The organism is Paenibacillus suaedae (genome assembly GCF_032337355.1).
Taxonomy (GTDB): Bacteria; Bacillota; Bacilli; order Paenibacillales; family Paenibacillaceae; genus Paenibacillus_B; species Paenibacillus_B suaedae.
Map to the genome: position 1 here is coordinate 1,485,806 of NZ_JAVYAA010000001.1, position 13,479 is coordinate 1,499,284.

At 45.9% G+C, this 13,479-nt stretch carries 11 protein-coding genes; 8 read left to right on the forward strand and 3 right to left on the reverse strand.

Features of this window, described 5'->3' with window-relative positions:
* Positions 1-32: 32 nt before the first annotated feature.
* Positions 33-2,225 carry a HelD family protein gene (locus RQP50_RS06565; protein ID WP_315744145.1) on the reverse strand — a complete coding sequence of 731 codons (2,193 nt, stop codon included), beginning with the start codon at positions 2,223-2,225 and terminating at the stop codon, positions 33-35.
* A 351-nt stretch (positions 2,226-2,576) separates the two neighbouring features.
* Here RQP50_RS06565 and RQP50_RS06570 point away from each other — a divergent pair, with 351 nt between their 5' ends.
* From RQP50_RS06570 to RQP50_RS06590, 5 genes are all read left to right on the forward strand, one after another.
* Complete coding sequence (locus tag RQP50_RS06570) at positions 2,577-2,876, forward strand: hypothetical protein (protein ID WP_315744147.1); 300 nt, start codon at positions 2,577-2,579, stop codon at positions 2,874-2,876.
* Between the two features lie 219 nt (positions 2,877-3,095).
* Positions 3,096-3,860: an ABC transporter ATP-binding protein gene (locus RQP50_RS06575; protein ID WP_044355020.1), complete on the forward strand. Its 765-nt coding sequence runs from the start codon at positions 3,096-3,098 to the stop codon at positions 3,858-3,860.
* The gene (locus RQP50_RS06580) at positions 3,835-5,742 is read left to right on the forward strand and encodes an ABC transporter permease (protein WP_315744150.1); all 1,908 of its coding nucleotides are present in this window, start codon (positions 3,835-3,837) and stop codon (positions 5,740-5,742) included. The genes RQP50_RS06575 and RQP50_RS06580 overlap by 26 nt, the downstream gene beginning before the upstream one ends.
* A gap of 185 nt (positions 5,743-5,927) precedes the next feature.
* Positions 5,928-6,692 carry an ABC transporter ATP-binding protein gene (locus RQP50_RS06585; protein ID WP_072727851.1) on the forward strand — a complete coding sequence of 255 codons (765 nt, stop codon included), beginning with the start codon at positions 5,928-5,930 and terminating at the stop codon, positions 6,690-6,692.
* Entirely contained in the window at positions 6,667-8,574 is a 1,908-nt protein-coding gene (locus RQP50_RS06590) for an ABC transporter permease (RefSeq protein ID WP_315744152.1), read from the forward strand. The genes RQP50_RS06585 and RQP50_RS06590 overlap by 26 nt, the downstream gene beginning before the upstream one ends.
* Before the next feature lie 68 nt (positions 8,575-8,642).
* Here the strand turns inward: RQP50_RS06590 and RQP50_RS06595 are convergent, their stop codons facing one another.
* Positions 8,643-9,164 (reverse strand): HPP family protein, encoded by a 522-nt coding sequence (locus tag RQP50_RS06595; protein ID WP_315744154.1) that lies wholly within the window; start codon positions 9,162-9,164, stop codon positions 8,643-8,645.
* A gap of 279 nt (positions 9,165-9,443) precedes the next feature.
* Between RQP50_RS06595 and RQP50_RS06600 the strand changes: the two genes are divergently transcribed.
* On the forward strand, positions 9,444-10,346 hold the full coding sequence (locus RQP50_RS06600) for a LysR family transcriptional regulator (RefSeq protein WP_072727853.1): 903 nt from the start codon (positions 9,444-9,446) through the stop codon (positions 10,344-10,346).
* 43 nt (positions 10,347-10,389) lie between these two features.
* Here the strand turns inward: RQP50_RS06600 and RQP50_RS06605 are convergent, their stop codons facing one another.
* Positions 10,390-11,205 (reverse strand): DeoR/GlpR family DNA-binding transcription regulator, encoded by an 816-nt coding sequence (locus tag RQP50_RS06605; RefSeq protein ID WP_021253081.1) that lies wholly within the window; start codon positions 11,203-11,205, stop codon positions 10,390-10,392.
* 244 nt (positions 11,206-11,449) lie between these two features.
* Between RQP50_RS06605 and RQP50_RS06610 the strand changes: the two genes are divergently transcribed.
* Positions 11,450-12,691: a metallophosphoesterase gene (locus RQP50_RS06610; RefSeq protein WP_315744158.1), complete on the forward strand. Its 1,242-nt coding sequence runs from the start codon at positions 11,450-11,452 to the stop codon at positions 12,689-12,691.
* 289 nt (positions 12,692-12,980) lie between these two features.
* Positions 12,981-13,472 carry a MauE/DoxX family redox-associated membrane protein gene (locus tag RQP50_RS06615; protein ID WP_315744161.1) on the forward strand — a complete coding sequence of 164 codons (492 nt, stop codon included), beginning with the start codon at positions 12,981-12,983 and terminating at the stop codon, positions 13,470-13,472.
* Positions 13,473-13,479 lie beyond the last annotated feature (7 nt).

Consider the following 13,479-nt stretch of genomic DNA (forward strand, 5'->3'; position numbering starts at 1 on the left):
GAACAAGTTATTAGGTTCAGTGATCAAATCGGTTAAGACATCAATTCGACCGTATCTTCGTCATCTGTGCACACGAGCGGCGATAGCTGATTCGCAGGTTCGTGAACAATCCACAGCTCGTGCAGCGCACGAGTACAGCCGACATACAACAGCTTCGCATCAAGCAAGCTGCATGGATATCGATGCTCATCGACGTCAAGAACAAGAACCGCATCGAATTCCAAGCCTTTGGACAGGTATACCGGAAGAACGGATATTCCGCCTTCGTATTGCTGCTCGTTGCCATCAATCAGGTGGATGCTGTGCTTCAGTTCTCCTTCGATATTTGCCTGGAGTGCTGCGTGCAATTCTCTGGCTTCATCCGCTGTTCGAGTCAATAAAGCAATCGTATTATGTCCATTGTCTTGGAAATCAGAGATAATCTGCTTCAGCTGCTCTGCCCTCTCGTTCGTCTTGCTGCTGACAATACGAACCTTCTGACCGCTGCGGAATACCGGAACTGCCAACATGTCTGTTCCTACACCTCGTTCTAGGATGACGTTCGCGAACCGGATGATTTCCATCGTCGAACGATAACTGCGTGTTAAGGCGAAGTAATCCGTTGCATCCGCTTCGAACAGTTCTCGCATCTCTGACCAGTCGTGAATACCAGCATACGCATGAATCCCCTGTGAGAGGTCTCCTAAGATGGTGAAGGAGTGGTTTTTGGCAAAGTGGTCGAGTACTGCAATTTGTAAAGGCGAGAAGTCTTGCGCCTCATCGATGACAATATGATCGTATCGGTACTCAGATGAAATCCCGTACAAGCGGGAATGCAAATAGAGCAGTGCTGCCAGATCCTCGTGACGAACCACTTTTTTCTTCAAATACGCTAAGGTTTCTTTGCGCACGGGCTCTGGAATGACGATACTGCTATCGCTATCCGTGTCGCCCTGTTTCTTCGGTTCGAACAGGGAGCGATACATTTCCCATGTATCGAGGACAGGCCATTTCTTCATATAGGCTTTGAGACGCTGCGTTGATAGCTTCTTCTTATCCTTCAGCATTGTCTTGGAGTGTTCTCGCTTCAGTTCCATCTGAATCCAGCGCTGAATGCGGGCCATAACGCGCTCCTTGCGCTTGGCCGGCTCGTAGGAGCGATACTCCTCATGGAACCAGCTGTATATGGTTGCATACGGGAGAACGGTTCCGTCCCAAGGAGAGAAGTCGCCGCTTGGAACCGCGTTCTGCTCGTACTTCTTCATAAGCTGATCCATATGAGACAGCAAGGAGAGGGAGCCTTTGAATCGTCCCGAAACGTGATCGTCAAGGACTGGACGCGAATCCAAGGAACCGTACCATTTCTCGACTTGCTCCATCGGAGATGCGAGTGTTACGGATAGCTGCATATCCATTACCGCCAAAGCCCATTCAGGGAACGTCTGCTGCTGGATGTTGCCGACACCCAGTTCAGGCAAGACATCGGATATATAGTTCAGGAACATGCGGTTGGGCGCAAAAATCATCATCTTCTCGGCACGAATCTGCTCCTGATATTGATAAAGCAAATAAGCAAGGCGGTGCAGAGCAACGGTCGTCTTACCGCTACCAGCGACCCCTTGTATGAACAAGGCAGTGTTCTTCGGAGCGCGAATGATGCGATCCTGCTCCGCTTGAATCGTAGATACGATATCGCGCAGTCGATTGTCCTTGTTCTCTCCTAGCCGGTAGACGAGAAATTCGTCTGTAACATGGCTGTCGCCTTCCGAGCGATTGTAGGTATCGACGACTCTTTGCAATTGTTGGCTGCGTATCGCCAGATTGCGCTTGAGATGTACGATGCCCTCGATAGGGCCGTCTAATGAATCATAAGATACCGGAGCGGTGCCGCCGGAGAAGGAATAGAATAAGCTCGCAATCGGGGCTCTCCAGTCAATCACTAGCGGGTACGCTTCATTCTCGACTTCTGCACTGCGATGAACGCCTCGTTTGCCGACATACAGCTTGAGTGCTTCATCCTTGCCGTTTTCTTCGAAATCGATTCTTCCGAAATAAGGCTCTTTCCGGGCTTGAGCCAAGCGTTCTTCCTGCTGCTTGCGGTTGTCCTCTAATACTTGCAGCGTAAAGTCGTGCCCAGTATAAGGGGCTACATTATGAACTTTGTCGTATTGCTGCTCGATGATGTCGAGCGTGTCTTTCAGACGGTGCTGCTCTTCTTGAAAGGCACTTTGAAACGTGTCGCTCACCTTCAGTTACCTCCTAAGAAAGGATTGTGTAATCTCTCCTACTTCTTTGTTGAGACACATCAAAATATGGAAAGAGAAGAATTAATATATCATATTGACCCTGAAAAAGCAATGATATTTCAATGATACATCGCAGCTATTGCTTGACAGTAGGCTAGGTTCGTCATAATGTACTGCACCGAGCCATATATAATGAGACAGGAGAGTGCTGCGAAGACGAGCCTATAGGTGAGAACGAAGCGATTATGATGTATGCGATGCGCCATTGTTGAGAAATGGTCAAGGGGACATCGCTGTTAATGTATCATCTGAACAGTAGCGTAATTTCAATATAGGAGGGATGACATTTTAATGAAAAATTCCAAGCGATTTATTCTCTTATGTGTAGTGTTTATCACCATGACGATTCTGCTAAGCGGCTGTATGCCTGGAGACGGTTCGTACACGGATCAATCACCAGCAGGTTTCTTCTGGGGGATCTGGCATGGCTGGATTGCGCCGATCTCGCTGATTTTTGGGCTTTTCAAGGATGTAATCCGTGTATATGAGATCAATAATACAGGCTGGTGGTATGATCTCGGATTCTATCTTGCGATTGTCGGCGGTTTTGGAGGGTTTGCGTTCAGTCGGAGAAAAGGAGATCATCATTAGTAGACAGTAAGCTAGTTGTAGATGTTGTCGATAAAAAGGATTCTTTGCATGCGGTCATGCGAGGATCCTTTTTTATTTTGATAGGTGAAGTGATCTGTCAAAATGGATTACATGACAAAAATGAAAGGAAATTGTAAGGCATAACAATGGTTACATTTCATCGTACCCAGTAAAGTATATGGTATAGAACAGGTAAGCGAAGGAGTGTAATTAGCATCTATGCTGGAAGTCAGAAATGTATCCAAAATATATGAAGGCAAAGTGTCTTACAAAGCACTTTCCGATTTGAATTTATCGATAGGCAAGGGCGAATTTGTCGGCATCATGGGGCCATCTGGAAGTGGTAAGACTACTTTCTTGAACGTGGTGTCCACGATCGATAAGCCATCATCAGGAGAAGTATTGATTGGCGGCAGCAATGCACACGCTCTTAGTAAGCGTAAACTAGCTTTGTTCCGTCGCAGAGAGCTTGGCTTTGTATTTCAGGATTTCAATTTGCTGCAGACCTTGACCGTGAAGGAAAATATTATTTTCCCATTGACGCTGGAGAATGTCAGCATTAAGGAACAGGAACAGCGTGTAAAAGTGATTGCGGACAAGCTTGGAATCGGACATATTCTGGACAAGCGCACCTATGAAATTTCGGGTGGTCAATGTCAACGTACTGCGATTGCGCGGGCAATCATCCATCAGCCGAAGCTGCTGCTTGCGGACGAGCCGACTGGTAATCTGGATTCCAAGTCAGCCAAGGACGTGCTTGAAATGATGGAGAAGATCAACAAGGAAGACGGCACCACGACGATGATGGTTACCCATGATGCATTTGCTGCAAGTTACTGTGACCGCGTCATCTTCATCAAGGACGGTTCGCTGTACCAAGAGCTGCACAAGCATGATGAACGGCAAGTATTCTTCCAAGAAATTATGAATGTCTTGTCAGCATTGGGGGGAGCGGAAGATGAACTTTCGTCAGTTCGCGTTTAAGAACGTATTTCGGAACAAGCGATTGTATGCCGGGTATTTCATAAGCTGCGCCTTCTCGGTCATGATCTTCTTCGTGTATTCGATGCTGGCCTTCCATCCGGAATTGAACATGGCCGATAGCGGCAAGTACGGCAAGGGTGCTCAGGCGGGGATGGAGGTTGCGCAGTACATTATTTATGTGTTCTCCTTCTTCTTCATCCTGTATTCGATGAGTGTCTTCTTGAAGACACGGAAGAAAGAATTCGGTGTGTGTATCATGCAAGGGATGTCTGATATGCAGTTGAAGCGCCTTGTATTTGTGGAAAATATCATTATCGGATTTGCTTCAACGGTTGCAGGGATAGTTACCGGATTAGTAATGTCAAAGGGAATGCTCATGCTAGGCTCATCCTTGTTGTATTTGGATGACCCATTATCATTCTATTTCCCAACGACAGCGTTGTGGTTCACGTTCGCAGCCTTCATGGCGCTGTTTATTGCGATTTCATTATTTACGGCTACCATATTACGTACAAGTTCCTTGATCGACCTGCTAAAAGCTTCAACGAAGCCGAAGCCAGAGCCCAAGGCTAATGCGGGGCTCGCGATATTTGCAGCACTGTGCATCTTGGGCGGGTACGGAACTGCGTTTGTAGTCCGCGGGGAACAGGTTCTATTTGCCATGCTGCCAGTAGTCGTTCTTGTCTCGGTAGGCACTTATTTCTTATTCACGCAGCTAAGCGTGTTCATCATTAATAGGCTGAAAAAGAAGCAGAAGCTGTACCGCAGGAACACAAATATGCTGACATTGTCAGACTTGGCCTATCGGATGAAGGACAATGCACGGATGTTCTTCCTCGTCGCCATTATTTCCACTGTCGCCTTTACGGCTATTGGTACACTCGTTGGCTTCAAGGCAATGCTGACAAACAGTGTGGCAGATTTGATGCCGCCTATGTCGTATGAATCGACTGCAATGAGCAATAAGCACGAGCAGAAACATGTAGATTTGATTGAGTCAGCACTCAAGAAAGAAAACATCAAGTATGATACCTACATCATTCATAGTAAAACAGCAGAATTCAAAGATGGATCGATTATGAAGGTGATGAGGGCAACGGAATACAATTCATTCGCCAAAGAGCGCATTCAGCTCGGTCAGGGTGAAGGATTCATACTGGAAACGACAAGCAATGATTTTGGCAATAGGAGCACAGCTTCGAATTGGTCGAAGGGCCAGTCCTTGACATTGAAGCAGACGGGCAAGTTGAAGCTAGTTGACACACTTGAGATGACCGACGATGTGAGACAATATGTATCGGGCGGCGAAGTGCTGGTATTGTCAGATGAGGACTTTAAGGCAATCCCGCTTACGAAGTTCGACGAGACAAATTATATCTTCAACATGGAAAACTGGCAGGCGACAAAGACATTGTCAGCAGACCTGGAAAAGCAGTTCCAAAAAGAAAAGCAGCAAGACTTCCGCTTCCAATCCAGAGCGACATCGATGTCAGAACTCAATCAAGGAATGGGACAAATCTTGCTGACAGGCTTATTTGTCGGAGTCGTGTTCTTCGTATCAGCAGGCAGCTTCCTGTACTTCCGCCTGTTCTCAGATTTGGATAATGATCTTGTCCAGTACCGGGCAATTTCGAAGCTGGGGTTGACAGAAGGGGAACTATCCAAGGTTGTTACGACGCAAATCGGACTTCTGTTCTTTGTTCCGATCATTGTAGCTATCGTTCATGGAGCGGTTGCACTGAATACGTTGCAGAATTTGTTCCCGAACGTATCGATTTTGAAAGAAATCATACTCGTATTAGGCACGTTCTTCATCATTCAGGTCGTGTACTTCTTGCTCATTCGTGCGAACTATGTAAGAAAGCTGAAGCGAGTATTGTAATAACACAGTTTTATCCTTATCAGAGAGTAAGCCGTATCGTGGCTTGCTCTCTTACTATTTGAATTGCAACTGAGGCATGAACGTGACAATTTTGAAAGGAAAATGTAAGCAATAACAATGGTTGTATTTGCTAATCGGGAGTAAAGTGAAGGTACCGAAAACAACAAGGAGCGTGTAATTCTGCTATGCTAGAGGTTAAAAATGTATCCAAAGTATACGAGGGTAAAGTCTCTTATCAAGCATTATCGAATTTAAACCTAACCATTGGCGAAGGTGAGTTCGTTGGGATTATGGGGCCGTCCGGAAGCGGGAAAACGACATTTTTAAACGTGGTATCGACAATCGACAAGCCCACATCTGGAGAAGTACTGATCGGTGGGAGCAATGCGCACGCCTTAAATAAACGCAAGTTGGCACTGTTCCGCCGTCGTCAGCTAGGCTTCGTATTTCAGGATTTCAACCTGCTGCAAACCTTAACGGTGAAGGAAAACATCGTATTTCCATTAACACTTGAGAATGTGAGCATTAAGGAGCAGGAGCAGCGTGTGCAAGCGATAGCGGAGAAGCTGGGCATCAAGCAAATTTTGGATAAGCGCACGTACGAAATCTCTGGGGGACAATGCCAGCGGACTGCAATTGCGCGTGCTATGATCCACAATCCGAAGCTGCTTCTAGCGGATGAACCGACGGGGAATCTGGATTCGAAGTCTGCGAAGGATGTACTCGAAATGATGCAGAAAATCAATAAGGAAGACGGCACGACGATGATGATGGTAACCCACGACGCATTTGCTGCCAGTTACTGTGATCGTGTCATCTTCATCAAGGACGGCTCGCTGTATCGAGAACTGCACAAGCATGATCAACGACAAGTGTTCTTCCAGGAAATTATGAATGTGTTGTCGGCAATAGGAGGCGCGGAAGATGAACTTTCGTCAGTTCGCGTTTAAGAACGTTATTCGCAACGCGCGGCTGTATGCCGGTTATTTTATAAGCAGTGCTTTCTCTGTTATGATCTTTTTCGTATATTCGATGCTGGCCTTCCATCCAGAATTGAATTTGGCGGAGAGTGGGGGATTCGGAAAAGGCGCACAAACTGGGATGCAGGTTGCCCAGTATATCATTTACGTCTTTACGTTTTTCTTCATTCTTTATTCGATGAGCGTTTTCCTGAAGACGCGGAAGAAAGAATTCGGAGTCTGCATCATGCAGGGGATGTCCAACATGCAGCTGAAGCGCCTCGTATTTCTAGAAAATACGATCATTGGATTTGCTTCGACTGTAACTGGTATAGTAGCAGGACTGATTTTGTCCAAAGGGATGCTTATGCTCGGTTCATCCATGTTGTATTTGGAGCATTCGTTATCGTTCTATTTCCCAACAAAGGCGCTTTGGTTTACATTCGTGGCTTTTATGCTGTTGTTCCTTGCAATCTCATTCTTTACGGCGACAATCTTGCGAACAAGCTCGCTGATTGACCTATTGAAAGCTTCGACGAAGCCAAAACCGGAACCGAAGGCGTCGGTATGGCTGGCTATCCTGGCTGCTGTGCTGCTGCTGATCGGTTATGCGATAGCTTTTATCGTACGCGGCACCCTTGTTATGTTTGCACTGCTGCCTGTCGTTATTCTTGTGTCGATCGGTACATACTTCTTATTCACACAGCTAAGTGTGTACATCATTCATAAATTGAAGAAGAACAAGAAGTTGTATCGCCGGAATACAAACATGTTGACACTGTCCGATTTGGCATATCGGATGAAGGATAATGCGCGCATGTTTTTCCTTGTCGCGATTATTTCAACCGTTGCGTTTACAGCCATCGGCACGCTTGTTGGGTTCAAAGCGATGCTAACTGAAGGCGTTGCAGGATCGATGCCGCCGATGTCTTATGAGTCCTATGCCGACAATAAGCAGGAGCAAAAACATCTTGCATACATTGAGACAGGGTTGAAGGAAGAAAACGTTAACTATGACAGCTTCGTTATTCATAATAAAGATGCGGAGCTTAAGGATAAATACTCATTCAATGCAATTTCCGTAACGGATTATAACCTGATCTCGGAGGATAAGATTCGTGTAGATGCAGGAAGTGCGGTATTGATGCAATTCAAGATGGATGACTTCGGATATAACAGAGGAAAGAAGGACTGGTCGAAGGGGCAGACTTTGACTCTGAGCAGTGGAAGCAAGCTTCAATTGACAGATGTACCGGACATGAGCAAAGATGTCCGCCAATACATCACTGGAAATCATGTGCTTGTGATGTCGGATTCAGATTTCAACGCACTTCCAAAATCGAAAACCGATATGGATATGCATGTATTTGCGATGGATGACTGGCAGGGAACGAAGGCAGTAGCGGAGAAGTTGACTACACAGTTGAATGCTGATAGTGCCAATGCCTACTATCGTTTCCAGGCGCGAGCGCTTGCGATGCAGGAAGTGAATCAGGGTATGGGCCAAATTCTGCTGACAGGCTTGTTCGTAGGAATTGTTTTCTTCGTGGCAGCAGGCAGCTTCCTTTATTTCCGACTATTCTCGGATTTGGATTCCGATATCGTGCAGTATCGTGCTATCTCGAAGCTGGGTCTGACTGAAGGGGAACTTTCAAAGGTTGTATCCACTCAAATCGGACTGCTGTTCTTTGTACCGATTGTCGTAGCTATCATTCATGGTGCCGTTGCATTGAACACACTGCAAAATTTGTTCTCGCAAATCTCTATTTTAAAAGAAATCATTCTAGTATTAGGTACATTCTTCGTTATTCAGGTTGTCTATTTCCTATTCATTCGAGCAAATTATGTGAAAAAACTAAAGAAGGTACTGTAATCAACCAGTCCAAAAAAGATAGGAGCAGGTCGCCGTTGCGATCTGCTCCTTATTATTTATTTGCAACATTATGAGGTGAACCAATGCTTAGGATATTGATTTCCCTGTGTGCGATGATATGTCCACCCCGCCAGTACTAAGACAACAGCTCCTAACCCGACCGGAAACAACAGGTAAGTCCAAGGGGCGCCTGTCATCATAATAAGCAGCGGATCGGCGCCCGCAGGTGGATGAATGGTTCTGGTCCATTGCATGAAGGCGATGGACAGACCGACGGCTAGCGCGAGGCTCCAGACATGCACGCCAACACATGAGCTAATGGTCAGCCCGACCAGTGAACTGATGAGATGGCCCCCTATTACATTGCGCGGCTGTGCCAATGGACTGTCTGGCAGAGCAAACAAAATAACACATGACGCTCCAAAAGGAGCCATCAAAAAAGGGGACGACAACCAGCCTTCAAGGAGTGCTAGTACCAGGATAGCAAGTCCCCCTCCTGTACCTGCGAGTAGCGATGTTTTTACATATTGAAGTGATGGACGTTTTCGGCCAATTTCAAGCATTTTCTCTGTTACGTTAGAATTGTTCATCCTATAGTTTCCTTTCTAAGTAATGAGTTCGTGTCTCGGATTGATTGCACCGGTGCTTGAAATATATTGTATAATGTGATTTGGTATTTGTAATACGAATAATTATGATATCTCACATTTCATTTTCCGATATCAAATTCTTATCGATGCGAGATGTATTGTTCTCGTTACGGTATGAGGGATGTATTATGTGGTATCGATCACGGGATGAGAGAGTATCATTCACGCTTAGATAAGTGCATGAATTGTATGAAGCTGTTTCATGAAAGGGGAAGAGGGATGTTTGAACTATTAGATGGGAAGCAAGTCGAAACCGTACGGGTGGTCGCCCACACGAAGAGCATTAGCCGTGCGGCCGAGCAATTAGGATACGTACAATCAACAATTACCTCACATGTAAAGATGGTGGAGAAGACGGTTGGACAAACATTGTTCCATCGCTTGCCGCGTGGTGTAGAACTGACCGAGGCCGGGGCTATCTTCCTGCGTTATAGTGAGAAATGGAGTCTGCTGGGCAGAGAGCTGACCCAAGAGCTTCCGGCGGGCCAATCGATAGAGGGAACAGTTACATTAAGTGTGTTGGAATCCTTTTGCACGACGCGAATGACGGACTTGTTAACAGCAATTTTCCTTAAGTATCCACGAATCAAGCTTCACCTGCTTCCGGGATTTATGGAGGATACATGCCAGCGAATACTTCAAGGGGAATGCGAGCTTGGAATTGTGGCCGGTCGGCCGCAAATGGGCGGTGTTGACTTCCTGCCGCTTGTTAATGTGCGGATGGTGTGGGTCGTTCCTATGTCGATGCAGCTCCGCTGGGAAGAGGAAGGCTGGGAAGCACTGGATGATGTTCGAGTCATTGGATTTGGCTCGCAATGCGTCTATCAAGCAGTAGCATCTCAACTTCTCCAAGAGAGCGGGATCAAGCCTAGTCAATATAGTACCTTTCATAGCTTAGAGATGATGAAGCAGACAATCAAGGTGGGAATGGGCATGGCGTTATTGCCTTATCGAACGGTAAAGGAGGAGATCGAGCAGGAAGCGCTTGGCTATCTTCCGCTACAAGTACCAACTCTAATCCATGGGCTTGTATGGAAGCAGGGGGATGAATTATCCCCCGCGGCAATTACGATACGCGATATTTTGGTAGAAAAGTTCAAGAACGAGCAGGAAGCGGATTGATGAGGTCTCCAATTAGGGAGTAATCATCAATCATTGTTTTCATTTAACTGTTCATACTGCATCGAGCCGTCGCGGCATATTGCTTATTTGGATCGCACTGATCATCGAGAATAATGGATTGTGCCGCCAGTCCCTCTCTCCATTGCAATGGCAGCGGACAATTGGTAACCAGCGTATGGAAGCTGGACAATTCAGCAATTTTGACAAGCCCTATTTTCTCGCACTTCGTTATATCTGCGACTAATATACTCTGCTTCGCATGATGCAGCATAATCTTGCGTATTTCAGCTTCTTCTTCATTGGCGTCAGTTACGCCGTGTGTAAGATCGATACCGGAGCACGAGAGGAAGGCTTTGTCGGCAGTATATCGGGCGAGGGCGTTGGCAGCAGCATGTCCAGAATAGGACAGTGATCGGCGGCGAAGAGTACCACCGGTACAAATTAATTTAATATGTTCAGCATCTGATAGTTCCATGATGACATTTAGTGAATTTGTGATTACAGTCAATTGCTTGCGCGCTTTTATTATTTTGGCGATATGGAGTGAAGTTGTACTCGAATCAAGCATAATCGTATCCCCATGTTGGATAAGCCTAGCGCACTTTGTTCCGATCCATTTCTTTTCAGACAAATAGCAGTCCTCGCGCACCCATACAGGGACGTCAGAGCTTACGGATGTCTCTGCTAAAAATGCTCCCCCATGTGTTCTTAGCAGGAGACCTTCTTTCTCCATACGATCCAAGTCTCTTCGCACTGTTTCTTCCGTCACTCGAAACTGCTTGCTAAGCTCTGCGACGAGAACTCTGCCGTCCTGGAACAGGTGCTGCATGATGCGTTTTCGGCGTTCAATGGCTAACAAGGCATTTACACATCCTCACGATAAGGTGGACAATGGTGGCATCTTGCTTCATGTAGACCTCTATTATAGCGAAATATGGTATTTTTGACGAGTTAAGAAAGCATAACTATTTCACAACACGAATTAAGTAAATATTCTACTCTGGTCATCTCTAGAAAAAGGTTATAGACTAGAGGTGAATTAATCCATGCTTCATGCATTGCAGATCGAATAGAATGAACAGGACAAGGGAGATGAACGATCGATGTCAACACATATGCAGCCTACACTCGTCTTTCCGGTAATCAGTGACATACATATTGATCCTTCGGGTGAAGGTAGTGTCGCCAAGTTCGAACGAGCGATGCTGCAGTTGAATGCAAGGGCGCCTCATCAGGATGCGTTTGTTATTGTAGGGGATTTAACAAACAATGGACTTGAGGAGGAATACGATCGCAATTTGGAAGTATTCCGCAAGCATAAGCTGCCAGGAGCGACACCGCTTATCACGATCGGCAATCACGACTATTGGAACGGACTTCCGATTGAAGAAGCGCAGGCTCGCTTTCTTGCAAAAACGGAGATGCCATCCTTATATTTTCATCAGGTCATTAAGGGTTACCATTTCATTGTCATGGCGACAGAGGATAAGGTTACATCAGGGTACTTCTCATTGGATCAGATTGCATGGCTTCGCGAACAACTGCAGGTGGCTGCAGCAGATTCAGCAGAGCGTCCTATATTCGTCTTCCTGCATCAGCACTTGAAGGACACCGTGTACGGCAGCGAGGACTGGGGCATTCAGGACAATATTGAACCGCTTATGGAGGCATTGCGGCCATATCCGCAGGTTATTACGTTCTCCGGGCACTCCCACTATCCGCTTCAGGATCCGCGCAGTATTCATCAGGAGGACTTTACTTCTGTTGGAACGGCTTCGCTTAGCTATATGGAAGTGGAACATGGCAAGCTGCAAGGGAATTTGCCGTTAGGGTTCGAGAAGTTCAGCCAAGGCTTGCTTGTCGAGGTATATGAGGATCGCGTTGCGATTCATAGGCTTGATTTCGAATATGATCGTCAGATTGGAGACGCTTGGATTGTGTCGCTGCCGGCGTCAACTTCAACCTTTACATATACCATTCATCGTGACACAGATGCGCCATGCTTCCCAGATCACGCACAATTGCATGTAGAAGCGGACTGTACAACCTCGAATTCTACCGTTATCGTCTTCGATCAGGCGTCCGATAATGAGCTTGTGCATGCCTACAACGTTACGGTTGAGAATCGTAGTGATGTAGAAGAGATTGTACATTACGCTGCATTTTCCGAATCTTATAAATATCCGGTTCCAGAGCAGCTTCGTCTGGAGATACCAGGGCTGAAGCCAGATTGTGAATACTCCATCGCGGTACAGGCAATAGATGCATTCGGCAATGGGAGCAAGCGTGTGCTGCAGGGAAGCTGTCGTACTCGTCCTGTTGAAGTGCTGAAGGTGGAAAATTAATTTATCCTAATTAGTATTCGAATATTGTATAATCCAAGTGCCCAAAGCGAACCAACGCTTTGGGCACTTTTCGCATTCACCTCAGGATCATATTCGTATTTTTATGCATCGTGATGACAAAAACATGTAAAAGTATCAATAATCGTTGTTTTGTCATATTTCAACATTTCATTGCAAGGCATATACTTCAATATAACTAGAGTGGTGCAACTAAAGAACTAGACTCATGCGATCTAGCAAACAACTTACTATGACGCTGTACTATTTTTTGAATGAAGAGGGGGAACATATGGGACTTGAAGCAGCATTGACTATTTTTCTGTGTACAATTCTTGTGTACTCTTCAATTGCCAAGCTAGTAAGTTATCATGATTTTGAAAAAACCGTACAACAGCTCAACTTTCCTTCTTTTACGGCTTGGGGCGTCATAGTGTTCGAACTGCTAATTGCCGCCTTACTAGTGATTGATTCAACTCATTATGCTGGAGCAGTAGGTTCGCTTCTCCTATTTGGTTCATTCTATTTCGTAGCTGGAAAAGCACTATGGGACAAGAAAAAGATTACATGCAATTGCTTCGGGAAAACGACAGAAGAGCAACTAGGTTGGGGGACAATGATAAGAAACACTCCATTCTTCGGAGCCTCTCTATTATGCATCTGGCTGCATAGTCCTGCTTCCATGAGCGGAACAGCAGCAATCGAATGGATCAGTATTGCTGGTTTCACTATCGGGCTCATTAATGTCTATACGTTATGGAATAATCGCAGCCTATTAAGTTAGGAGGACA

Bases quoted from the DNA above. Each gene is read 5' to 3' on its own strand.
- RQP50_RS06600 (WP_072727853.1), top strand. From the start codon at position 9,444: ATGTTTGAACTATTAGATGGGAAGCAAGTCGAAACCGTACGGGTGGTC.
- RQP50_RS06610 (WP_315744158.1), top strand. From the start codon at position 11,450: ATGTCAACACATATGCAGCCTACACTCGTCTTTCCGGTAATCAGTGAC.
- RQP50_RS06580 (WP_315744150.1), top strand. From the start codon at position 3,835: ATGAACTTTCGTCAGTTCGCGTTTAAGAACGTATTTCGGAACAAGCGA.
- RQP50_RS06575 (WP_044355020.1), top strand. From the start codon at position 3,096: ATGCTGGAAGTCAGAAATGTATCCAAAATATATGAAGGCAAAGTGTCT.
- RQP50_RS06615 (WP_315744161.1), top strand. From the start codon at position 12,981: ATGGGACTTGAAGCAGCATTGACTATTTTTCTGTGTACAATTCTTGTG.
- RQP50_RS06595 (WP_315744154.1), bottom strand. From the start codon at position 9,164: ATGAACAATTCTAACGTAACAGAGAAAATGCTTGAAATTGGCCGAAAA.
- RQP50_RS06585 (WP_072727851.1), top strand. From the start codon at position 5,928: ATGCTAGAGGTTAAAAATGTATCCAAAGTATACGAGGGTAAAGTCTCT.
- RQP50_RS06590 (WP_315744152.1), top strand. From the start codon at position 6,667: ATGAACTTTCGTCAGTTCGCGTTTAAGAACGTTATTCGCAACGCGCGG.
- RQP50_RS06570 (WP_315744147.1), top strand. From the start codon at position 2,577: ATGAAAAATTCCAAGCGATTTATTCTCTTATGTGTAGTGTTTATCACC.